21 protein-coding genes are annotated in these 23,439 nt (G+C 59.2%); 14 read left to right on the forward strand and 7 right to left on the reverse strand.

Features of this window, described 5'->3' with window-relative positions:
• Positions 1–3: 3 nt before the first annotated feature.
• From NBG89_RS28220 to NBG89_RS28235, 4 genes are all read left to right on the forward strand, one after another.
• Positions 4–1,353, forward strand: a complete 1,350-nt coding sequence (locus NBG89_RS28220) for a multicopper oxidase family protein (RefSeq protein ID WP_431323573.1) — start codon at positions 4–6, stop codon at positions 1,351–1,353.
• A gap of 30 nt (positions 1,354–1,383) precedes the next feature.
• The gene (locus NBG89_RS28225) at positions 1,384–1,863 is read left to right on the forward strand and encodes a cupredoxin domain-containing protein (protein ID WP_431323574.1); all 480 of its coding nucleotides are present in this window, start codon (positions 1,384–1,386) and stop codon (positions 1,861–1,863) included.
• Between the two features lie 20 nt (positions 1,864–1,883).
• The gene (locus tag NBG89_RS28230; protein ID WP_431323575.1) at positions 1,884–2,168 is read left to right on the forward strand and encodes a copper-binding protein; all 285 of its coding nucleotides are present in this window, start codon (positions 1,884–1,886) and stop codon (positions 2,166–2,168) included.
• 131 nt (positions 2,169–2,299) lie between these two features.
• Positions 2,300–3,535, forward strand: coding sequence for an adenylate/guanylate cyclase domain-containing protein (locus NBG89_RS28235; RefSeq protein WP_431323576.1), 1,236 nt, complete (start codon positions 2,300–2,302; stop codon positions 3,533–3,535).
• Between the two features lie 807 nt (positions 3,536–4,342).
• Here the strand turns inward: NBG89_RS28235 and NBG89_RS28240 are convergent.
• Together NBG89_RS28240 and NBG89_RS28245 are read right to left on the reverse strand one after the other, a co-directional pair.
• Complete coding sequence (locus tag NBG89_RS28240) at positions 4,343–5,398, reverse strand: alpha/beta hydrolase family protein (protein ID WP_431323577.1); 1,056 nt, start codon at positions 5,396–5,398, stop codon at positions 4,343–4,345.
• A 332-nt stretch (positions 5,399–5,730) separates the two neighbouring features.
• A complete protein-coding gene (locus tag NBG89_RS28245) occupies positions 5,731–6,885 on the reverse strand; it encodes an ROK family protein (protein WP_431323578.1) in 1,155 nt (384 codons plus the stop codon).
• Positions 6,886–7,089: 204 nt separating this feature from the next.
• Here NBG89_RS28245 and NBG89_RS28250 point away from each other — a divergent pair, with 204 nt between their 5' ends.
• The 7 genes from NBG89_RS28250 (at position 7,090) to NBG89_RS28280 (ending at position 16,149) form a co-directional block, all read left to right on the forward strand.
• On the forward strand, positions 7,090–8,364 hold the full coding sequence (locus NBG89_RS28250; RefSeq protein ID WP_431323579.1) for an ABC transporter substrate-binding protein: 1,275 nt from the start codon (positions 7,090–7,092) through the stop codon (positions 8,362–8,364).
• Positions 8,365–8,493: 129 nt separating this feature from the next.
• Complete coding sequence (locus NBG89_RS28255) at positions 8,494–9,378, forward strand: carbohydrate ABC transporter permease (RefSeq protein ID WP_431323580.1); 885 nt, start codon at positions 8,494–8,496, stop codon at positions 9,376–9,378.
• Positions 9,378–10,229, forward strand: a complete 852-nt coding sequence (locus NBG89_RS28260) for a carbohydrate ABC transporter permease (RefSeq protein WP_431323581.1) — start codon at positions 9,378–9,380, stop codon at positions 10,227–10,229. Before NBG89_RS28255 ends, NBG89_RS28260 begins: the two co-directional genes overlap by 1 nt.
• Before the next feature lie 23 nt (positions 10,230–10,252).
• Positions 10,253–11,389 (forward strand): ABC transporter ATP-binding protein, encoded by a 1,137-nt coding sequence (locus tag NBG89_RS28265; protein ID WP_431323582.1) that lies wholly within the window; start codon positions 10,253–10,255, stop codon positions 11,387–11,389.
• A 15-nt stretch (positions 11,390–11,404) separates the two neighbouring features.
• Entirely contained in the window at positions 11,405–13,543 is a 2,139-nt protein-coding gene (locus NBG89_RS28270) for a beta-galactosidase (protein ID WP_431323583.1), read from the forward strand.
• Positions 13,544–13,657: 114 nt separating this feature from the next.
• Positions 13,658–14,803: a M24 family metallopeptidase gene (locus tag NBG89_RS28275; protein ID WP_431323584.1), complete on the forward strand. Its 1,146-nt coding sequence runs from the start codon at positions 13,658–13,660 to the stop codon at positions 14,801–14,803.
• A gap of 191 nt (positions 14,804–14,994) precedes the next feature.
• Positions 14,995–16,149 carry an MFS transporter gene (locus NBG89_RS28280; protein ID WP_431323585.1) on the forward strand — a complete coding sequence of 385 codons (1,155 nt, stop codon included), beginning with the start codon at positions 14,995–14,997 and terminating at the stop codon, positions 16,147–16,149.
• A 453-nt stretch (positions 16,150–16,602) separates the two neighbouring features.
• Here the strand turns inward: NBG89_RS28280 and NBG89_RS28285 are convergent, their stop codons facing one another.
• The 5 genes from NBG89_RS28285 to NBG89_RS28305 form a co-directional block, all read right to left on the reverse strand.
• Positions 16,603–16,749, reverse strand: coding sequence for a DUF1127 domain-containing protein (locus NBG89_RS28285; protein WP_431323586.1), 147 nt, complete (start codon positions 16,747–16,749; stop codon positions 16,603–16,605).
• Positions 16,750–17,067: 318 nt separating this feature from the next.
• The gene (locus NBG89_RS28290) at positions 17,068–17,859 is read right to left on the reverse strand and encodes an amino acid ABC transporter ATP-binding protein (RefSeq protein WP_431323587.1); all 792 of its coding nucleotides are present in this window, start codon (positions 17,857–17,859) and stop codon (positions 17,068–17,070) included.
• Positions 17,856–18,524, reverse strand: coding sequence for an amino acid ABC transporter permease (locus NBG89_RS28295; protein WP_431323588.1), 669 nt, complete (start codon positions 18,522–18,524; stop codon positions 17,856–17,858). The genes NBG89_RS28290 and NBG89_RS28295 overlap by 4 nt, the downstream gene beginning before the upstream one ends.
• The gene (locus tag NBG89_RS28300; RefSeq protein WP_431323589.1) at positions 18,521–19,162 is read right to left on the reverse strand and encodes an amino acid ABC transporter permease; all 642 of its coding nucleotides are present in this window, start codon (positions 19,160–19,162) and stop codon (positions 18,521–18,523) included. Before NBG89_RS28300 ends, NBG89_RS28295 begins: the two co-directional genes overlap by 4 nt.
• Positions 19,163–19,252: 90 nt before the next feature.
• Positions 19,253–20,080 (reverse strand): transporter substrate-binding domain-containing protein, encoded by an 828-nt coding sequence (locus tag NBG89_RS28305; RefSeq protein ID WP_431323590.1) that lies wholly within the window; start codon positions 20,078–20,080, stop codon positions 19,253–19,255.
• Positions 20,081–20,308: 228 nt separating this feature from the next.
• On the opposite strand from NBG89_RS28305, the gene NBG89_RS28310 reads away from it, so the two are divergent.
• The 3 genes from NBG89_RS28310 to NBG89_RS28320 all read left to right on the forward strand — a co-directional run bounded on the left by NBG89_RS28310 (position 20,309) and on the right by NBG89_RS28320 (position 23,436).
• On the forward strand, positions 20,309–21,037 hold the full coding sequence (locus NBG89_RS28310; protein ID WP_431323591.1) for a UTRA domain-containing protein: 729 nt from the start codon (positions 20,309–20,311) through the stop codon (positions 21,035–21,037).
• 11 nt (positions 21,038–21,048) lie between these two features.
• Positions 21,049–21,987, forward strand: a complete 939-nt coding sequence (locus tag NBG89_RS28315; RefSeq protein ID WP_431323592.1) for a LysR family transcriptional regulator — start codon at positions 21,049–21,051, stop codon at positions 21,985–21,987.
• A gap of 96 nt (positions 21,988–22,083) precedes the next feature.
• The gene (locus NBG89_RS28320; RefSeq protein WP_431323593.1) at positions 22,084–23,436 is read left to right on the forward strand and encodes an LLM class flavin-dependent oxidoreductase; all 1,353 of its coding nucleotides are present in this window, start codon (positions 22,084–22,086) and stop codon (positions 23,434–23,436) included.
• The last annotated feature ends 3 nt before the right edge of the window (positions 23,437–23,439 follow it).

Consider the following 23,439-nt stretch of genomic DNA (forward strand, 5'->3'; position numbering starts at 1 on the left):
CAGATGTTCAACAGACGACAACTTTTTGGCGCAGGCGCAGCCCTGATGGCAGCTGGAGCCTGGACCAAGACGTCCGCGATGGGCCTACCGGACGCTCCGGCAATGGCGTCGGCCGATATGCAGCCTCCACTGCACCCGACCTCGGGCCCCGACTATCAGCCAGTCGTCACCCTCAACGGCTGGACGCTCCCCCATCGGATGAACAATGGCGTCAAGGAGTTTCATCTCGTCGCCGAGCCGGTCGAGCGAGAGATGGCGGACGGCATGACGGCCTACCTCTGGGGCTACAACGGGCAATCACCGGGACCGACCATCGAGGCGGTTGAGGGGGACCGTGTCCGCATCTTTGTCACTAATAAGCTGCCGGAACACACGACAATCCACTGGCACGGAATGATCCTTCCTTCGGGCATGGATGGGGTGGGTGGCCTTACGCAGCCCCACATTCCTGTCGGCAAGACGTTTGTCTACGAGTTCGATCTCGTGAAATCCGGCACCTTTATGTACCACCCGCACTCCGACGAAATGGTCCAGATGGCGATGGGCATGATGGGTTTCTTCGTCATCCATCCCAAGGACCCGAAGTTCATGCGCGTCGACCGGGACTTTGTGTTCCTGCTTAACGCCTATGACATCGATCCTGGTACATACGTGCCCAAAATCATGGAAATGACCGACTTCAACATGTGGTGCTGGAACAGTCGCATCTTCCCTGACATCAGCCCGCTTGTTGTGTCGAAGAATGACCGAGTTCGGGTCCGAGTCGGCAATCTGACGATGACCAACCATCCGATCCACATGCATGGCTATGACTTTGAGGTCACCTGCACGGATGGCGGATGGGTGCGGCCGGAAGCGCGGTGGCCGGAGGTCAGCATCGACATCCCCGTCGGAGCGATGCGGGCCTACGAATTCGATGCCACGTACCTCGGGGACTGGGCAATCCATTGCCACAAGTCGCATCATACCATGAACGCGATGGGCCATGACATCCCGACCTTCATCGGTGCAGACAAGTCGAAGGTCGCCGAGAAAATCCGCAAACTCCAACCGGATTACATGCCGATGGGAACCAAAGGCATGGCCGACATGGGCGAAATGGAAATGCCCATCCCTGAGAACACCGTTCCAATGATGACCGGTTGGGGTCCTCATGGTCCCATCGAGATGGGCGGCATGTTCTCTGTCGTAAAGGTCCGCGAGGGCATCTCAGCGGACGATTACTCCGATCCGGGTTGGTACGAAAACCCGCCCGGGACACAGGCCTGGGAGTGGACTGGCGAACTGCCGGACGCGACCAAAGCCAAAGACGCAAACACCACCATCACGCCGAAGCCAATGAAACATGGCTGACGCAAATCCTCAGCAACAAAAGGACCTGACATGAAAATCTACGCACTTGCACTGGCTCTCGCGGCCATCACCAGCCCTGCCCTTGCCTCCGGCAACCACGCTGGCGGCCACGGCGAAAAGATGGCGGTTGGCGAACCGGGGGACAAGCCGAAGGTCACCCAAACCATCCGCGTCACCATGAAAGAGACCGAAGACGGCAAGATGCTGTTCCAGCCTGCCGTCATCAAGGTTCGCAAGGACCAGACCGTGAAAATCTCCATCAAGAACGCGGGCGAGACCGACCACGAGTTTGTCCTCGATCAGGAAGACAAAATCCTGGAGCACAAGAAGGTGATGGAGAAATTCCCGGAGATGGAACATGCCGACCCGAACTCGATCCGCCTGACGGCCGGTCAATCCGGCGAGATCATCTGGAAATTCACAACTGACGGCGAATTCAAGTTCGCCTGCCTGATCCCCGGTCACTACGAGGCTGGCATGCATGGCGACGTCACTGTTGCTGCCAAGTAACCCCAAAAAGGAGACCTATAATGAAGATCGCACTTAAACTCGCTCTCGCCTCGGTCCTATCCATCAGCGCCGCCGCTGGAGCATTCGCCCAGGAGTTCACCAAAGGCGTCGTCAACAAGGTCGACGCCAAAGGGCAGAAGGTCACCATCAAGCATGAGGACCTGAAGAACCTCGACATGCCTGCAATGACCATGGTTTTCCGCGTCAAGGATGCAGCTCTTCTGGAAAACCTGAAGGAAGGCAAGAGCATCGAGTTCGTCGCCGAGCGCGTTGATGGCAAGCTGACCGTCACCCAGGTTAAGTAAAGAAGACGCCCGGGCCATTGAAACCGGCCCGGGCCCCACACAGGCACGTCGTACTTATGGGTTCATCGCTCACGGTAGCGCTTCGCTCAGATGTCAGCGCATTTATCCTCAGGGTAGCCGCGACTATTGTCATGTTCGCGAACCTGTCCTCTGCTGGGGTGAAGGTCGCCGCCACCGTCACGGCCCTCTACCTTGGAGGAAGCGTCCTTGCAGCCCTCCTTCCGCGCTTGGTCCACAAGGCTCGGCTGACAACACTGCTTTTCGTTGCGGTCGACGCGGCGCTCGTCGTGTATCTGATCTATTTGCATATTCTGGCACCGCCAACTTCTGGCCGCCACGAACTTACCGCGTCGAGCCTCGTCGTCGCGTTCCTTTTGCTCAACCAGGTAGCCATTCGCTTAAATGCCCGAATGATCCTTCTTTTTGGGGGTGTGGTTGGTGCATCCTGGGCAGCAATGATCGCCCTGATGACGTATCGCCATCGGCTGGTCGAACCGAATTCTGCTGAAATGTTGCCCGCTCAGGACCTTCTTCTATTGGTCAGCTTCTGCCTGACGGTCGGCGCGGCTTTCTTGTCGGCGGCGGCATACCAGCGTGCCCGGCGTCAGGTCCAAAGGGTCGAAGAGCTTCGATCCAATCTTTCCCGCTTCTTTTCTCCGACCGTCGTCGCTGACCTTCAGGAGGCGACCAGCGTCCTCGATCTGGAGCGCCGCGAGGCCGTCGTCATGTTCATAGACTTGCGTGATTTTACCGCGTACGCCGAGGATGCTTCGGCCGGGGAGATAGCTAAGGTGCTGGCTGAATACCGGCATATGGTTGCAGGCATCGTGTTTTCTCACGGCGGCACCGTCGATAAATTCATTGGAGACGGCATCATGGTGGTCTTCGGACAGCCGAAGCCTCGCACCGATGACGCTGAACGAGCGCTCGCATGCGCTCTGCAGCTTGCGGAAGCGCTTGAGCAATGGGGGGTGGAAGCGCGGTCACACGGCAAGGCATCGTTTCATGCGGGAATTGGAGTCCATATCGGTGTCGTCATTGGCGGCGTCCTTGAGAGCGGCTTTCACGACGAGTTCACTGTTGTCGGTGACGTGGTCAACGTCGCGCAACGACTGGAGGCGGTCGCGAAAACCCTCGGGTCTCCCTTGGTCGTATCCGAAGACTTGCTAAGCAGGCTTCCCCACGAACGCGATGAGACGCGCTGGGTCAGGCGCAAGGCTGTTGGACTGGCGGGACGTCGTCGTTCAATAGATATCGCATACGTTCGGCGGGGCGGCCAATGTTCGTCGGTTGAGGGAGCCGACTACGACACCGGACCGGTGCATAGCGATTCTACTAGGTCTTCCTTCCAGTCGTGTGTCGCCTGACTTGGCAGCGGCAGGTACTCCTTACCGCCCACGAACACCTTCCCGGGCAAACACTTGACCCTCGCATCATGACTTCCGTGATCGATGAAAATAGTCGTTCCGTTACTCAGCTGCTCGGTTAGCCCGATGGTCACATCATAATCATACTCCCGAGAGCGAGATGCTGAGACGGATCGCACCGTCAAGGCAACGGAGACATCCTCCGAGAAGATTGACGTATGGAACGGAGGAAGTTCAGCGCCAATACTGGACGCTGCCAAGCCGACAAGAAACGTGAATACAATCGACGGTCCCCACATGTAGCCCTCCCAAGCCGGAGTGAGTGGGAGTTACGGTACTCCTTGCTCAGAGAGCGGTCGAGTCGCGCCTGTTTGACGACTGTCTTGGGGCTACGCGGAAGCCGCTGCACCCGGAGTGTTTGCTTCTGCCTCGTTCGATAGGTATGGCTCATCAGTGCATAGTCTATGCATTGCACCGCCGAGGCGGTTCCAGCGACTTGCTCATGTCGGCACGCCTTGCGCTACTACAACTTGCGCAACGCCGTTTCCTGGTTCGCGTCGAGGAGCGGGGCCGTAAGCTCCGGGGTATCATCCACTAGCGGAGGGAGTTCCAAGAAGCAGACGGTTATCAGGCGGCAGCATGCAGCCGCAAATTTTTCGCAAACGTCTTTCTCAGAGGGAGGCCAACGCTCCGTTAGCATATTGCTACTTCGACATTTTTAGCGAAACTAGAAGGACGGCGCTCTTACCTTAGCAGGGGACGCATTCAAATCCCGCCCAAAAGGCGATGCTGGGACAGCCCGCCTGTTCACTGGCTGAATGCGCGACGGAAAGCAGCAAGAACCGCCTTGGTCAGTTGCTCATGAATTTCGCGCCGGCTCCGGCCTCCACCATCCATACAGATGGGATCACCGATATTTTCAGATTGGGCGATCTGCGACGCACCGGGCTTACACTCGCCAAACATGCTGAAGTGGCTTGCATCTTCGATCGTTGAATATGTGGCGCGAGGGATCGCCTTTGCGATCTTCGAAGCGTCGGCGGTCAGTGGGATTTTGCCCGGTTGGCCGAGATTAATGAACTCGACGGGAACCGAAATCTTAGAAAAGCTCTTTAACTCAAAGACATCGACAGGCGCAGGATCAACTGCCATGGCAAACCGGATGCGCTTATCTTGGTAGTTGTGGCCCGCTGGTCGAAGGTCCATTGCGTGCAGATCAACCCCGCTTTGCCTGATCCATTCACAAAGCGACGCATTGAGCGCGTCTGTGTCGCAATAATCAGCCAACTGTTTGGGTTCCATGCGGGCGCCAGCGATCAACAACGTAGTGCTACCACCCATCGAAAGCCCGAGCACACCAACCGCGTCGTAATCCAGTTGCTTTTTGAAGAAGGGGGCGTTTCCCATCGCATTCAAGGTCTCGGTGATATCCACAGGCCTCAGCCAAAGCTTCATCGTTTCCCTAGCGGATCGGTTTTTACCGCCATTGCCGGGATGGGTCGGCGCGGCGACAATAAAGCCCTGCTTTGCCAATGCTGCTGCAATCCAGCTTAGCGCCTCAGCGTTTCCCGCCAAGCCTGCACCGTGAGACAGCAGAACGAGAGGAAATTTTCCATCTGATATCGGGGCATCGCGCATGGCAGGGGTTCCGGCAAAGAACACGCTCTCACCGAGTGTGACAGACTGACCACCTGGTTGAGCCGGGTACCAAACGGTCACATCGAGATCGACGCCACGTTCCTTTGATGGAGCCGCAAGCTGATGCACGCCAACATTTTCGCTGGCATCGGCAGCCTGTTGTACGATCAACGTCGAAAGGGCCACGCCCCAAAGTATGGTGCAGGCTTTCATCCAGAGCTTCATTGTTTCCCTCTGTAGTGTGACCGCAACGATCAGCTCACTTTTGCAAGCACATGCGTTTCCATCCCCTATCAGGGGAAGAGCGGTGCGGGAGTTCGACCTAAATCATGATCTAGGTCGTTCTCGATCGTGATCGCGGTCGGGAGTCTCGGTGAGGTGACGTCCCTCAGATGGCTCGAGAAGGTCCGAGCGAGCGGCAGGACGCCGGAACTGTTCGACAATTAATGGGCGACCTTGATCAAGTCGCGACAGCGTGAGAGTTTTGGGCAGTTCTTCGCCGATCCGGTCGCCTTGTGACCCGACACCGTTGTGACCTTTGAAGGATTTCGAACAGGTCAGCCACTCGGCGCCCGCTGAAAATCAAATATGTTCTGGGTGGCCAGTGCGGCCGCTCCCCGTGCCCAGGAATTCGACACCCAGTCCGCAATGAGTTCAGGCTTCGAAAAGAAAGAGAACCGCTCCATGGCCTCCCGGATCGGTCCCAGCAGCAGTTCTCCAAACTGCACCGCCTCGCCGCCAACGATGATGACATCAGGATCGAACATGTTGACGACGTCGGCCAGATGTCGTCCGACGCGCAAACCCGCATCACGAAGTATCGATATCGCCAGTTCCGAATTGTTGGTCGCTGCCTCGACGAAGCCGTCGCGCGAAATCGGCGCCCCGGACAGGCGCTGCCATTCGTCGAGCATGTAAGGCTCGGCAGCATGCGCCATGAGACAGCCGTGCCGGCCACACTCACATCGCCTTCCATTCTCGACGGAGATTATGTGTCCAAGCTTTCCAGCCGCACTCCTGCCTCCATGATATATCTCGCCTCCGATGACCAGAGAGCATCCGATGCCCGCGCCGATCGCGAGCGCGGCGAAATTCTGGTGCTCTCTTCCCGCCCCGAATAGCTTTTGGGCGATACCGAACGCGTTGACGTCGTCGTCGATCCATACCGGGACCTTGACCCGCTCCCCCAAAAGCTCGGCGAAGGGGAGTGATTGCCATCCGAAGCGCGGGCTTTGGATACACATGCCGGTAACCGGATTGATTTCGCCCGGGATGGAAACGCCGATCCCCATCACATCTGCCTCGGCCCTGTCGGCGATTTCGAGAAGCACGGGCATGTTGCCTGCGATCGCCGTGGTGATGCCGGCTGGCGACGTATCCGTTATGCGCACGTCGGCCGAGGCCAGCACGGTTGTCGCCAGATCGGTCAGAACGCAGTTGATGCTATCCTTGTTGAGCTTGAAGCCGAATGCCAGCCGTGAACCATAGTTGATGTCGATCGGCGTCGAGGGCCTTCCCTTGATATTGGCGACGGCCTCGCGCTCATGAACCAGCGCCTCGTCCATCAGTTCAGCAACGACGAAGGTAACGGCGGCGGGGCTGAGGCCGGTGAGAGCGGTGATGTCGGCGCGCGACATCGGACCCTCGCGCCGGAGATGGTTCAGGACCATTCGGCGGTTTAGCGCCCGCGACATCGTAGCGTTGATCTTCATGGCTACCTTTATTTTTTTTGTTAAAATAAATATTGTCCGACTGTCGAAACTAAGCTAGGTTGACCGCGTTGGCAATTGAGGAGTGTGCCGCGGATCGACATTTCGACGCTGCGCGGCGGCAATAACGACCAAATGGGAAATCTCAGGCGGCTGCGCGGCAACGCTCGCGCAACCGAGGCGAAGCTTTGTCTGGAGGAGACATTCATGAAGGATTTGACGTCACGTCTCACATTCGCGGCACCATCGCGCCGCCAGTTCATCGTCGGCGCGGGCACAGTGCTTGCGGGAGCGGCTTTAAGCGCGCCTGCCATTGCGCAATCCAGCGAGGTCACGATCATCTCCAACATTGGCGATGCCGGACAGCGCGGGGTGCTGCAGAAGATCGCGGACGCCTTTTCCAAAGAGAGCGGCACCAAGGTCACGATCAACAACATGGACCATGAGGCCCACAAGACAGCGATCCGCAGCTATCTCGTCGTCGGCGCGCCGGATGTCTGCTTTTGGTTCTCTGGCAACCGCATGAAGGCTTTTGTCAAACGCGGACTGTTCGACGACATCTCCGACCTGTTCGAGAAGGAAGGCTATCAGAAGCCGCTTGGACAGACTGCCGGCGCAGTCACTGTGGATGGGAAGCAGTACGGTCTCCCGCTTGCCGGCCTTCTGTGGGGCATGTTCTACAGAAAGGACGTGTTTGCCGAGAAGGGCTGGACGCCACCGCAGACCATGGACGAACTCTTCGCACTCGGCGAGAAGGCGAAATCGGCGGGAATGGTCCCCGTCAGCATGGGTACGAAGGAGATGTGGCCGGCTGCGGGGTGGTTCGACCATATGAACCTGCGCATCAACGGCCTCGACAAGCACCTTGAGCTCATGGACGGAAAGATGGCCTACACCGACCCGGCTCTGTCGCCGGTCTTCGACAAATGGCAGGAGATGATCAAGGCCGGGATGTTCAGCCCGAACCACACGTCATCGGGCTGGGAGCAGGCGGCTGCAGCGCTCGCCCAGAAGAAAGCTGCCATGATGGATTTGGGGGGCTTCATCAAGTACGGGTTCCCGGCAGACCAGGTGAACCAGATCGGCTACGCTCCTTTCCCCGAGATTGCTCCGGGCCTCGCCCGCTACGAGGATTTTTCCCTCAATTCGGTCCACGTGCCTGCGAAGGCAAAGAACAAGCAGGGCGCTCGCGACTTCCTGGCCTTTTTCTACAAGCCGGAAAACCTTGGTGCGTTCATCGAGGCTGAAAGCGGCGTGCCGCCGCGCAACGACTGCCCGCCGAGCAACGATCCACTCGTCAATGCGGCAGTCCAATCCCTGAAGAGCGTCGCAGGCTCGGCGCAATACTACGACCGCGACACGGATCCGGACATGGCGCAGGAGGGCCTGAAAGCCTTCCAGGAGTTCATGGTCAAACCAGAGCGCCGTGACCAGATTCTTCAACGCCTCGAAACGACGCGCAAGCGCATCTTCAAATCGTAGCCACGCTGAACGCGACGCGCCTCCTCCCTTGCGCGCCGCCACCGGCGGGGACCGCCCTTGAAACTGCGGTCCCCGTCAAAAAGCAGCGATGACCGGCGATATTCGCCTCAAAGGATTCGAGTATCAAACATGTCAGTTTTCTGGCGACAAAACCGGAGCTGGATCGCTCCAGCACTGTTCCTGATGCCTGGAGCAGTCCTGTTCGGCATCGTGATCATCATGGCCTCGGTCGAGACCATTTGGATCTCGTTCTTCGATTGGGACGGTGTGGGCGTCAAGACCTGGGTCGGCCTTGCCAACTACTTGGAGCTTCTGGGTGATCCGCAGTTCTACGTCTCGCTGAAGAACAATCTCATCTGGCTGGCAGTCTTCATGCTCGCCCCGCCGATTGGTCTCGCCTTGGCGCTGCTGCTCAATCAGCCGGTCCGTGGCATGAGGGTGCTCAAGTCATTGTTCTTCGTGCCCCTCGTGCTTGCCTCCGTGACGGTCGGCGTCGTCTTCACCTGGTTCTACGATCCCACCTTCGGTCTCATAGCACTTGTGTTCTCGGCATTTGGAGCAACGGCGCCGGCGCTGCTATCGAACGAGCATCTCGTGACCTTCGCCGTCGTATTCGCAGCACTCTGGCCGCAGATCGCATTCTGTCTCGTACTCTTCCTCGCCGGACTGAACAACCTCAGTGAGGATCTGATTGGCGCAGGCCGCGTCGATGGTGCGCGGGGGCTCGCCATGCTCCGGCACATCATCCTCCCGCAGTTGCGCGAGGTGAGCTTCATCGCGTTGGCAGTCACCGTGATCGGCGCTCTTCGTTCGTTCGACATGGTTGCAGTCATGACGTCCGGCGGGCCATTTGGCTCTTCACAGGTCCTCGCATACCAGATGTACGAGCAATCGATCTTTTCGTACCGGTTCGGCTATGGCGCGGCGATCGCCACCGTTCTTTTCGCAATGATGGCCGCATTTATCGCCTGGTACCTGCACACGCTCTTGAAGCCCGAACAGGAGGGCGCCTGATGTATCCTCGTCCAATCGCCGACGATGCGCCGGTAAAGCGCGGTCTCTATATCAGCCTTGTTGTTCTGGTTCTGCTCCTTTGGCTCGTTCCCCTGCTTGCGGTCATGGCGACCTCGCTGCGCTCTTTCGACGAGGTGATGGCGGGCAACTATTGGGGTTGGCCGAAAACGTTCAACTTTGCTGAAAACTACACCTCCGTTTTCACCCAGACCGCCATGGCACGCTATTTCATAAATAGCCTGATTATCACCGTGCCGTCCGTATTTGGCGTGCTCATCCTCTCCACCATGACCGGCTTCGTCCTTTCCCGCTACAGGTTCAGGTCTGCGCAACTGATCTTTGCGCTCTTCGTCGGCGGCAACTTCCTTCCGGCTCAAATCATGATGATTCCGGTTCGCGACCTCATGGTAGAGCTGGGCTTGTACGACACCTACTACGCCCTCATCATCTTCCACATCGCTTTCCAGACCGGCTTTGCGACGCTGTTCATGCGCAACTTCATCGCCGCCCTTCCCGACGAATTGTTCCAGGCTGCGCGCGCCGAGGGAGCGTCTGCGAGGCAGACACTCGTTCATGTCGTGGTTCCGCTCGTGCGTCCGGCGCTTGCAGCGCTGGCAATTCTCACCTTCACATTTGTCTGGAACGACTATTTCTGGGCGATCGTGCTCACCCAGAGCGAAGCAGTAAAACCCGTGACCGCTGGTCTCAACAACCTCAGAGGCGAGTGGGTATCCTCCTGGAACCTCGTTGCGGCGGCAACGATCATGGTCGCGATCCCGCCCGTCGCCATGTTTTTCCTCATGCAACGCCACTTCATCGCCGGCCTGACGGTCGGCGCCGTCAAGGGCTGAGAAAAATCGAAGGAACATGTCAAATGACCAGTGTAGAAATCAAGGGCGTCCAGAAGCACTACGGAGGCTTCCATGCCCTGAAGGACATCGACCTGACGATCGAGGAAGGCGAGTTCGTTGTGATGGTTGGGCCGTCAGGCTGCGGCAAGTCCACCCTTCTCAAGACGATCGCGGGGCTTGAGACGGTGTCGTCGGGCCACCTTCTGATCAAGGGGCGCGAGGTGACCAAACTGGAACCGGGCGATCGCGGCATTGCAATGGTCTTCCAGTCCTACGCGCTTTATCCACACATGACGGTCAAGGAGAACATGGGGTTTGGCCTGCGCATGGCAGGACGCCCGAAGCAGGAGATCGACGCGGCGGTGGGACGTGCGGCCCAAATCTTGCGGCTTGAGGAACAGCTTGAGAAAAAGCCCAAGCAGCTTTCCGGCGGACAGAGGCAACGCGTTGCCATCGGTCGCGCCATCACGCGATCGCCGGACGTTTTTCTGTTCGACGAGCCGCTATCCAACCTCGACGCAGCGCTCAGAACGCAGATGCGTGTCGAACTTTCGACGCTGCATGCGCAATTGGGCTCGACGATGATCTACGTCACCCACGATCAAGTCGAAGCGATGACCATGGCGAGCCGCATCGTGGTCCTCAACCGGGGCCAGATCGAACAGGTTGGCGCACCCCTCGAACTCTATAACAATCCAGTCAATCTGTTCGTCGCAGGCTTCCTCGGCGCGCCGCGGATGAACTTTGTTGCAGGCAAGGTCGCAGCCGCCGACGCACGCTCGGCCAAGGTCGTCTGCGCCGGCGGACTGACCGTCGACTTCGAGGCACTGATCGAACCCGTAAGCGCAGGCGATGCCGTGACCATCGGCGTGCGCCCGGAAAAGCTGCGCATAGACGACACCACCACCGGACTGACATTTTCGGCTGATGTCCGCCTGATGGAATATCTCGGCCGCGAGACGATCGTCTATGCCGAGGCCGGGGAACTTGTCACCACGGGATCGGACAGCGGGACGGGCGTGTTCACCGTCCAGGTCGGCGATATCCGGCCGTTCACGCTCGGAACGCGCGTCTCTGTCGGCTTCGACCAGCGCGACGCCTATCTCTTCGCCGCCGATGGCCGCTCCGTCACTCTTCCCAAATCCTCCGCGAAAATCTGAGCAAGGACATATCAAATGAAACGCATGCCCCCAGCGCCGCTGTCGGTCTGGCGTACCCTCAACATTGACGAATTCCTGATCGGCGCGCCGCATTACCCAGAGCACGTCGACGAGAGTTATTGGCAACGCGACGCCGAGCGAATGGCAGCTGCCGGCTTCAATACCGTGCGCCTCGGCGAGTTCGCCTGGCACATCATGGAGCCCCGCGAAGGCACTTTCGATTTTACCCTGTTTGACAGGGCAATCGAGGTTCTCGGCGCGCATGGCATCAAGACGATCTTCTGCACGCCGACGGCAACCCCGCCGCGCTGGCTGACATCGACCTATCCCGAGGTGCTGCGCGTCGATCAGAACGGACGCGCCGCCACGCACGGCTCGCGCCAGCACGCCGATACCAACAGCCCGGTCTTTCGTGCGCACAGCAGGCGGATCACGCAGGCGTTGGCCGACCACTACCGCGGCAATCCCCATATCATCGGCTGGCAGACCGACAATGAGCTGAATACGACAGTCTCTACGTCCTATTCGGAGGCGAGCGAACGCGAGTTCCGGCGGTACCTCCGCGACACCTACGAGGACATTGCCTCGCTAAACTTCGCCTGGGGCGGAAATTTCTGGGCGACAGCCTATGACAATTTCGATCAGATCACTGCACCTCGGCAGAACAATCCGGGCTTTCCGGCCCCGGGCCACGTCCAGGACTACCATCGTTTCCTGGCTCAGGCGACCGCGGCATTCCAGCACGACCAGGTCGCAATCCTGCGGGCCGCAAATCCGGACTGGTTCATCTTTCACAATCTCGGCCGTCTCGAGGACATCGACTTCCGTGGCCAGTTTGGGCAGGATCTCGACTTCCTCGGTTTCGATATCTACCCGATGCTATACGATGAGATGCGTCGGACAGGCGGCCACGCCGCCACGCAAGCCTTGCACCTCGACGTCTGCAGGGCCTTCAGCGGCAACTTCATCGTGCCTGAACAGGCCTCCGGCTTCGGCAGTCAGCCGGGTTTTTCGACGATGACGCCGGAGCCCGGCGAGATGCGGCGCATGGCCATGAGTTCTGTCGCGCGCGGGGCAGATGGCCTGATGTTCTTCAGATGGCGCCCAGCACATTACGGCGCGGAAATCTATTGGATGGGCATCATCGATCATGACGACGTGCCGCGCCGCAGGTATCTTGAGGCAGCCGAGTTCGCCTCCGACATCGCCAAGATCAAGAGCGACCTGCTCGGCACGACGGTTCGGATGGACGTTGGTATCGCCGGAGCCGACTTCGACAATCAGGAAGCCTACAAGACATATCCCATTGGGCTTCCCAGCCCAATGGAAGATGCCGTCCATCTCCATCGCTATTGCTACGCGAGCGGCATCGCTTGCGGCTTCATTCACCCCGAAGACGATCTCTCGAAGATCAAGCTCCTCTACGTTCCCCACTGGGTGATGTGGAAGCCGCAATGGGACGCCAAGGTCGAGGCGTTCGTCAACAATGGCGGGACGGTTGTCTTCGGCGCCATGACCGGGACGCGCGACATCAATAACCATATTCCCGCGGCCGCCCAGGCGCCCGGTGCCACGCTCTCGAAATTATGCGGGGTGCGGGTCGAGGAGTTCGGTCGCGTGGCGGAACCCGGCGCGGCTGGCCTGTTTGCACTGCAGGCAACTGAATACGGCATGCACAATCCAGCGACGCAGCTAGCATCCAGTTCCGCCGACCGTCGCTACAGCTTCGTGCTCGGCAACCGCGAGCACGAGGCGGCACATCTTTACGAAATCCTCGATACCGATCCCGACGTCGAGGTCCTTGGAAAATGGAGCAGCCGCTTTGCAACTGGCCGGGCGATGATCACAAGCCGCAGATTTGGCGCTGGCCACGCCGTCTACATGGGAACATATCTGACGCCTTCGCTGGTCGAAGGGCTTGCCGACCAGCTGTTTGCCCGTGCCGGTATCGCGCCTTTGGTCGCCGATCTCCCGCCTGGGGTGGAGGTGGCTGTCCGCGAGAGCGAAGACCGCATGCTGATGTTTGTCATGAATACCGATGAAGCGCCCGTCATCTTGGCGTCGCTGCCTTCGGGGACCGACCTGCTGACAGGCCACGATATACGCTCGCCTCTGACACTTGAACCCTACGGGTGTGCCGTAATCCGATGCTGAGCTATGCCGCTGCCGGTGCGCAGCCTGCATTTGACATGTCGACAAATTGCCTACAATTGCCCTATGCTGGATCAAGACGTCTCATTTCGGCATTCATTGCAGGTAGATAATCGCGTGTCACACCCAGTCTGGCCCCATCCCGTCGCGGCAATTACGCAAGAGGAGCGGCACGCTCGCCTGTCGCAACTTCGCCAAAGCATGCAGGCGCACGGCGTTGCCGCGACCTTCCTGGGGCCGAGCGAGAGCCTGCGCTACTTCACCGGCCTCGTCTGGCATCTGAGCGAGAGGCTGCTCGGTGCGATCGTGACGGACGAGAATCTCACCTATATCGTTCCCGGCTTCGAATGCAGCCGCGTCGAAACCCTGCCCCACCTGCCAGGCGACATTCTCAGTTGGGAGGAGGAGGAAAGCAGCGTCGCACTCGTGTCACGACTGGTCGATCCGGCCGGCAGGCTGGCGCTGGACGACACCCTGCCTCTTTCCTTCTACCACGCCTTTTCAGAACAGATGGGCACAGGGCGGCTCGTCGACGGCGGACCGATGCTACGGGCGCAAAGGGCGATCAAGTCGCCGGCCGAGATAGCCCTGATCCAATATGCGATGAACATCACGCTGAACATCCACCGCAAGGTCCGCGACACAATCTCGCCTGGTATTGCCGCGTCAGAAGTGGCACGCTTCATCGACCAGCAGCACCGCAGCGCAGCCGCCGACAATGGTTCCACATTCTGCATCGTGTCGTTCGGGCCGGCGACATCGTTGCCGCACGGCGCCGATGGTGAACAGATTTTGAAAGCGGGGGACGTTATCCTTGTCGATACCGGATGCCGAATTGACGGATATCACTCCGATCTGACGCGCACCTATATGCTTGACGATGGCGACAAAGAATTTCAGCGCGCATGGGCGATCGAGCGTGAGGGACAGCTGGCAGTGTTCGAGGCAGCAAGATTGGGAGCACCCTGCGATAGCCTCGATGCCGCCGCCCGTAACACTTTCGCCCGACACGGTCTTGGTCCCGACTATCGTCTGCCCGGTTTGCCCCACCGCGCGGGCCATGGGCTGGGGCTCGAAATCCACGAAGCACCTTACATCGTCAGAGGCAACCGGACGCCGCTTTCTGCCGGCATGTGCTTCTCGAACGAACCAATGATCGTCTTTCCCGGCACATTCGGTGTTCGACTTGAGGATCATATCTATATGGCTGAAGACGGTCCGCACTGGTTCACGAGACCGTCGGCATCGGCCTTCACGGTTTAAGATAGCCGGCCGCCATGTGCGGGAACCGTCTGGCGAGTTGAGCGTTAGATAGGCAATCTTCCTCCAGCCCCGCTTCGGTGGGGCTTCTTTTGGGCTTGCAAGCGGAGCCCTGGCTGCAAGCGAGTTGCCGATATTCGTCCTGCTCGGATAAATATGGCTTGCTCAGCCTTTACGATTCTCGGGAGCCATGCATGAAAATCGCGCCGCAGCAGCGAATCTATGTCTGCTTCTTCCTTTTTGCGGTGTCGATGGGAGCGATGCTTTCGCGTCTACCCGATCTTCAGGACGCCTTGCAGATCGACAAATCCGAGCTTGGATTGACGCTGATTGGCGCCGCAATTGGCGCTCTCGTATCGCTGACCTTTTCATCCGCCATCGTCGCGCGCCTTGGCGCGCGAACGACAGCGTTCCTTACCATTCTTGGAACCTCCGCGCTGCTTGCTCTCGTGCCTTGGATGAGTGCGGCACCTTTCGTCTTTGCGCTCCTCCTCATGGAAGGGCTGCTGGCGGGAGCGCTCGAGATCAATCTTAACGTCGAGATCGATCGCATTGAGGCGCAGCTAGGCCGTGGCGTCATGAACAGAGCTCACGGATTTTGGAGCCTTGGCTTTTTCGTCACCGCCCTGGTTTCTGCCGTTGCCCGCCAGGCAGGACTGTCGGTAAAGCTTCATCTTGCCCTGACGTTCGCATTCGTCCTCCTGGCTGGAACGACAATCATCGCTGGCATGCGCAATGCCCCTGCCCGCCCAACGCTCGAACATGCCGATCCAGGGCACATCGCGCTTCCGACGCTTGGACTGCTTCCGCTGTGCCTCATAGGCATTGCGGCATTTCTTGTCGAAGGTGCAGGGATTGATTGGTCGGCGATCTATATGCGCGACGTCTTTGCCTCAGAACCGTTTGTCGGAGGGCTGGGTCTCACGCTCTTCACGTTTTTCATGGCTCTCACACGGCTGTTTGCCGACCCGTTTGTCGATCGCTTCGGCTCGCGAACGGTGGCCTTTACGCTGCTTCTCGTATCCGCCGCCGGGCTTTGTGCGGTTTGGCTCGCTCCACACCAATCTGTTGCCCTTGCGGGGTTTGCCCTCATGGGTGGAGGGTGCAGTGCGGTCTATCCGCTCGCCGTCTCGGCAGCGGCACAACGCGCGGATCGCGCCGCCCATCTCAACGTCGCGGCACTCGGCCAAATGTCATTCGTCGTGTTCTTCTTTGCCCCTCCGCTCCTGGGCTTCGTGGCAGAGCACGCCGGCATCCGCACGTCCTATCTTGCGTGCCTTCCGGTGATCCTTTCGGCCGTGGCATGTATAAGATCCCTGCCTTTTTCCCGAAGGATGGTTGCGGCGTAGAATGGAGGGGGCATCCGATCGCCCTCAACCAGTGCAACGTCTTCAAGATTTCAGCGGAGCAATGGCCCGTCGCCGGCGCGACCCGGCGTGCCGCAATCGCAGCACAAACGAAAAAGCCTGCCGCGGGAGGAGGTGCGGCAGGCTTTTCCTGAAATAACCGAACGGCAGCTGGGAGGAGTGCTGCTGTTCCGCAAGCGACCCTGGGAGGAGGAGAGGGACGCTTGCCATACGAAGCGCTGCGGGAGGAGGTGCATCGCTTCGATGGATAAACTTCTACACCATTTTCGCCCAAATGACAGGCAGTTTTCTGCATGCCTGCCATGCGCTATGCGTCTATCGGGTGGCTCGACACACATTCCGACGCTTACGAACCGTGCGCGCAAGCCAAAGAAAAAGCGCCCGCAGGAAAACTGCGGGCGCTCGAAAATCGAAAACCTTGGCGGTTTGCCAGCCTTAACGGCCGATCGCTGCCTTCGCAACGCTGCGGATGTCGGCGCGATCGATGCCGAGATCGAAAAGCTCGCGAGAGCTCATACGGCTAAGCTCGGAGACCGTCTGACGGTACTTGCGCCAATTGTTGAAAGAGCGTGCTACGTTCATGATTATCCCCTTTCCTGGGCTTTCGAAGCACAGCTGCCAGTCCGTGGCGCTTCGTTTGCTTCGATGACGCTGATATAAGCGCATCCCCTGCCGGCGAACAGTATCAAGACCTCACGCCACCCATGCGCGAGACGCATAGCGGCCCAAGACCTGGCCTTCGACCCTTATCGATCTGAAGGCAAATATCCATGATGCGCGCGACCGGAACCGGCGGACCATCCTCGTTTCGGGACGGGCCAGGCAGAGCACCGACGTGCCGTCGCATGATCCATCAATTGTGGGCCCGCAGTGTGCGACGCCACACCCGGTCGTTGCCGCTTAAAGCAACATCGATGCTCCGCGGTCGAGGTAGGTGTCGAGGAACTGCTCGAGCCGCGCATTTCTCGGCTTCCTGAAGACCTCTTGCGGTGGGCCGGTGAAGACGATCCTGCCATGGTCGAGAAATGCGATCTTCTGCCCGACGGTGGCCGCAAAGCCGATTTCGTGGGAGACGACGACCATCGTCATCCCTTCGGCGGCCAGATCACGCATGACATTCAACACTTCGCCGGTCAGTTCCGGGTCCAGGGAGGACGTCGGCTCGTCGAAAAGCATGATCTTCGGTTTGAGCGCCAGCGCCCGGGCAATCGCCACGCGCTGTTGCTGTCCGCCGGAAAGCTGCGACGGATAATGCCCTGCCCGGCTTTCCAGGCCGACTTTCATGAGTTGAGCCATCGCACGCTCTTCCGCATCCTTGCGGCTCATCTTGTGGACGGTCTTCAGCGCCTCGCTGACATTTCCAAGCGCTGTCATGTGCGGCCAGAGGTTGAACTGCTGAAACACCATGCCGATCTGCGCACGGATCGCACGGGTTGCGGCAGGCGCAATACGCTCCCGCACGCCCTGCGCATTTTCGGTGAAACCGAGGACCTCGCCATTGACCGTGATCGTTCCCGACGTTGCTTCCTCGAGAAACGCCATGCAGCGAAGAAGCGTGCTCTTGCCGGAGCCTGAAGGTCCGATCAGGCAGGAGACCTGGCCCTGCGGGATCTCGATGTCGATATTTTGGAGAACCGTCGTATCCCCAAATTTCTTGACGAGATTTCTGACTGCGATCGCGGGAAGGCTCATGCGTTGAAAAACCTCAATCTGGTGAGTTTCGTTTCGACGAGGCGGCCAAGCCTGCCGGTGATCTCCACGAGCACCCAATAGAAGAGCGCCAGTACGGACAGGGCTTCGACGAAAGCATATTGCTGGGCGCCGATGGCACTCAGCGTCGCCGTCAGTTCCGGAACGGTGATGATTGACAGGACGGCGGTCTCCTTCATCAGGAGAACCGCCATGTTCAGAGACGGCGGTAGCACGAGCATGGTCATCTCAGGCAACAGGATGCGCCGGATTATCTGCCCTTGCGTTAAGCCCACGCACTCGCCTGCCTCGATATGCCCCTTCGGAACGGCGATGAAACCGGATCGGAAGATCTCGCTATAATAAGCGGCGCCATAGATCGAAATACCAATCAAGCCGGCGGGCAGCGGATCAAGCGACAGGCCGATGAACGGACCGCCGTAATAGACGAGAAAGATCTGGATGAGGAACGGCGTGCCGCGCAGCACGGCAACGATCAGGCCAAGCGCCTTGTTTAGCATCGCGCCACCGAAGCGGCGCCCGACGGCGACGAAAAATCCGAGGACGGCGGCAGCGATCGTCCCGACGATCCAGATCAGGATCGTGACGCCGGCACCACTTATGATCGCAGGCAGTTGGTCAAGGATGACGTTGATATCGAAGGTCATCGCCGCACTCCTGGGAGCGAGCGCTCGATAAGATCACCAGCAAGCGCCACGATCCAGTTGATGACGAGATAGATCAGGCCCGCGGCCGCAAATATCTGCAGCGGCAGGAAGGTGCTGCCGGCGAGATCCTGCGCCATGCGCGTCAATTCGATGACGCCGACAACGGAAACCAGCGACGACGCCTTGAGGATGAGGATTGCCTCGTTGACGAGCGCCGGAAAGGTCAGCCTCAGTGCGATGGGCGCCTTGATGCGCCGGAAGATCTGGCCCGGCGTCAGCCCCACCATTTCGGCGGATTCCACGAGACCGATCGGGACGCTGGCAAATCCGCCGCGCATGTTTTCGGCCTGGTAGGCCGCCGTGCAAAGCGACAGGCCGATGATGGCAGCAACGATGCTCGGCACGTTCAGCCCGATCGCGGGCAACATGTTGTAGATCAAAAGCAGCTGCACGAGCAGTGGAACGCCGCGGAAGAAGCTGATGAAAATTTGTGCGGGAATGACGAAGGGCGCCTTCTTCGACAGCAACATGCCCGACAGAAGGATTGCGATCGCAAAGCCGATCAGAATGGAAACGACGCTGATCAGCACCGTGTAGATCGACGCGTAGAGAAGCAATTCGAAGAGTTTGATGGACATGTCCGGCTTTAGCCCGCCTGGCTGTCATGGAGGCACAATGGCGTCTTCGATTGCGCCCAGGCCGGGGCGCAATCGACGATCGGTCTGCAATCAGAATGCAGGGTCCTTGACGGCGTCGGGCGTGTCGAAGGTGGCGCCAAACCACTTCTTCTGCAGCTCGGCCATACGGCCGTCAGCCTTGATCTTCAGCAGTGCTGCATCGATGGCGTCCATCAGCGGCCCATGATCAGCATCCTTCAGGCCGATGAAACCGAAATAGGACTTCTTGCCGAACGGCGGCAGGACGACCTCGAAGGTTCCCTCACGCTGCTTGGCAACGAAGGCGATGTTCGGCAAAGAGTTGGCAACACCGGCAATACGACCGGCTGCGAGATCAGCATAAGATTCGGTGAAGGCCGGGTATTCGCGGATGTCCACCTTCGCAGGCAGCGTTGCCGAGAATTCCTTCAATTGATCGAGCTGCGAAGTGGCCTTGCCAACGCCAATCGTCTTGCCGGCGATGTCGTCGGGCTTGCTGATCGTCGCGTCGCCCGCCTTCTTCAGGATCGCGATGGTCGCTTCGGCAATCGGCGGCGTGAAGCGATAGCGCTCCAAGCGCTTCTTGGTAATGGTCGCGGGACCGGCAACGACGTCGAACTTCCCGGCTTCGAGCGCCGGGAACACGCCATCCCAAGGCAGCGCCACCCATTCGATCTTGACGCCGAGCTCCTTGCCGATTTCGGCAAAAAGATCAACGTTCAAACCTGCATGCTCGCCAGCATCGATAAAATCAAAGGGCGCAAAGGCGGTTTCCGTACCGACTTTCAGCGTGCCCGCTGCCTTGACGGCGGCAAGCGTGTCGGCCGCATGCGCCGACAGGGTCGCCCCGACCAGGAAGGCGGCGCCGACGAGGCCCTTAAGCAGTGAACGTGCGATCATGATTGTCATCTCTCCAGTTTCCGCACCCGCCAGGATGCGTTCGAGTTCCCGATTTTTAGTCCCGTGCGCGGACTTCTATGATCCGCTTTTGACTATACAAATAGATATGCGCTAGCCTAGGGTGTCAACGTCAAAGTCGACGAACGCAATTTTTGTGCCGAGCGGCTCCTGCCAGCGTAAATTTCGCGTTTGCGTTTGTATTGGTCGACAGCGTGATGAGGCCATGTCTTGGAGCCAATTTATCTTAAGATATTCAAAGACATAGAGGCGAAGATCCTGAACGGGGACTGGCGTCCAGGCGATCGTATCCCGAGAGAGCATGACCTCATCAATGACTACGCGTGCTCGCGCATGACGGTGAGCAAGGCGCTGACAGCACTCGTCGACCGCGGGCTTGTCGTGCGCAAACGTAAAACCGGCTCATTCGTCGCCTCGCCGCAGATCGACCGCACCGTCATGGACATCCAGGATATCGGCACCGAGGCAATGTTGGCGGGCCACGAGCATCGCTATGAGATCCTGGCGCGAAAGATCGAGACCCTGGGGCCCGTGGAGGCTGCCCAGCTTGGCAGCATGTCGGGAGCCGAAATCCTCAGAATTCAGTGTCTGCACATCGTCGACGGGGAGCCGACCGCGCTCGAGCGACGCATCATCCTGCTGGACACCGTGCCGCTTGCCAGAAACGAGAGTTTTGCGGCGGCACCACCGGCACAATGGCTGCTGTCGCAAGTGCCGTGGTCTAAGGCCAAACATGTGATACGGGCTGTCGCAGCCGACGCCGCGACGGCGCGCATGCTTTCGATCGACCGTGGCGAGCCCTGCCTCACCCTCATTCGTCAGACATGGCAGAATGACCGCATGGTGACGTATGTCGAGATCACTCATCCCGGAGATCGCTTCCAATTTGCCGGCATCTTTCATCCGGCCGAAAAGCCGACGTCACATCGAGAGCCATAGTGGGGAATGCGTTGAGCGACGAACAGATATTCCGGGGAATTCCGCTCAAAGGGCTGCAGGCATTTGAAGCGGTCGGGCGCTGTGGGAGCGTAATGGCGGCTGCCGCGGAGCTCAACGTATCTCCGGGCGCCATCAGCCAGCAGATACGCAAGATCGAGAGCTTTCTTGGCATCACTCTTGTGGAGCGAAGCGGTCGGACGGTCGAGCTGACGCAATGGGGCAGGCTTTACCACCGCGAAATATCGAGGGGATTTGAGCAATTTGCGCTCGCCCAACAGGTGCTGGAGCGCGCCCGCAACGAAAATGCGCTGGTTCTCAGCGCGCTGTCATCCGTCGTCAACAAATGGATCGGCAGGCGCATTTTTGACTGGCAGGCGCTGCATCCCGATGCGCATGTGCGCGTGACCGGTCGCGACAAGGAACCACGAATGGGCTTCGACGAAGTCGATTTTCGCGTCAGTTACGGTTCGGACGTCGTGCAGCATGACCACTATGCCGAGCTGTTTCGCGACTGGGTCGTTCCTGCCTGCTCCCCTGCCCTGATCGGCGACAGAGCACTGGCCGCCGCCGATCTCATGTCCTACCCGTTGCTGCATGTCGAATGGGAACGGCATTTCACGCCCTATCCCAGCTGGGCGGAATTTGCTGCAAAAGTCGGAGGAAGCTTCAAGGGTCCGCCCTCGGGCCTGTCCTTTACCCTGTCGAGCAGCGCCATCGATGCTGCCGTCAACAAGCGCGGCATCGTGCTTGCACAAATGTCGATGATTGCCGACGAATTGGAAGCGCAGACATTGGTCATCCCGGTCGACATCAGAATGCCGCTGCGCGAGAGCTATTTCCTCGCCTGGGACCGCTCCGCGCTGCAAAAGCCATATGGTTCGGAGTTTCGCGATTGGCTCATTGCCATCTCGCGGCGGCAGGCGCAGATCTCCGCACCCCAGACACTTTAGAAAAACTAAAACGGAAGCAAGCGTTGCGATATTGATGAAAAAAGTCGCGTGGCGCTACCTTGGGCAATCACGGATCAGAGCCTTCGGGAGACTGTCATGACGCGTACCGACAAGATGAAACTGGGCACCTTCGTCTACACGTTCGGCTTTCATCCGGCCTCGTGGCTGCATCCGGCAAGCAACGTGCACGGCGCCAACGATTTCAGCCACCTGCTCGATGTTGCCAGACGATCAGAAGCGGCGAAGTTCGATTTCATGTTCATGGCCGACTCTCCGGCCGCAGCGGTTGGCGACCCGGATGCTCTCGCCCGCATTCCGACGAAGATGAACCGGTTCGAACCCTTGTCTCTGCTAGCCGCCCTGTCGGTGACGACGGAAAACCTCGGTCTCGTCGCAACCGTTTCCACCAGCTACTACGAGCCCTACAACGTCGCCCGGCTGTTTGCCTCGATCGACCATCTGAGCCATGGGCGAGCGTGCTGGAACGTCGTCACCTCGGACCACGACGAGACGGGCTACAATTTCAATCGCGACGGGCTGGATCCGCACGCCCTGCGCTATGAGCGCGGCAACGAGTTTGTAGACGTCGTCTTTGGCCTCTGGGACAGTTTCGAGGACGGCGCGTTGCTGCTCGATCGTGAGAGCGGCGTCTACTATGACAAGAGCAAGCACCACACGCTCAACCACAAGGGCAAGCACTTCCAGGTGCGCGGACCGCTCAACATTGCCCGCTCGCCGCAGGGGCGGCCGGTCATCGCGCAGGCCGGCGGCTCCGAACCCGGCATGGACATGGCGGCACGCACAGCCGAGATCGTCTTCAGCCTCGCCTCGAACATCGACCGGAACCGCGCATTCTACGAAAGCGTCAAGGGCCGTATGCCGGCCTACGGACGCAATCCGGACGACCTCAAGATCATGCCGGGCGTTGTCCTGAATGTCGGCGAAACGGAAGCTGAGGCTCAGGCCAAGGTCAACTACCTCATCGACAAGATGCATCCGGACGTTGGTCGCCTCATGCTTTCCGAGTTTCTCGAAGCCGATCTGCGCGGCGTCCCGTTGGACAAACCGTTTCCGATGGATCGACTGCCGACAGAGCCCAAGGGGTCGCGGGCGCTATTCGAAGAGCTCACCGATTTCGTCAAGACCGGGCGAACGGTCGGTGAGTTGGTGCGTCACTATGCAGAAAAGCACACCGGCAACGGCATTACCGGCACACCGACTAAGATTGCCGACTTCATGGAAGAGTGGTTCGAGACCCGTGCGGCGGATGGCTTCATTCTGATGTTCCCGACACTGCCGTCGAGCCTCGAGGATTTCGTAACGCTGGTCCTTCCTGAATTGCGCCGGCGCGGGCTCTTCCGAGAGGAATATGAAGGCAAGACGCTGCGGGAGAACCTTGGCCTTTCAATGCCAACCAATCGTTTCGCGAAGGCACAGGCCGCGGGCTAATAG

Source organism: Rhizobium sp. YTU87027 (assembly GCF_050644135.1).
In the GTDB taxonomy this organism is placed as follows: Bacteria; Pseudomonadota; Alphaproteobacteria; order Rhizobiales; family Rhizobiaceae; genus Rhizobium.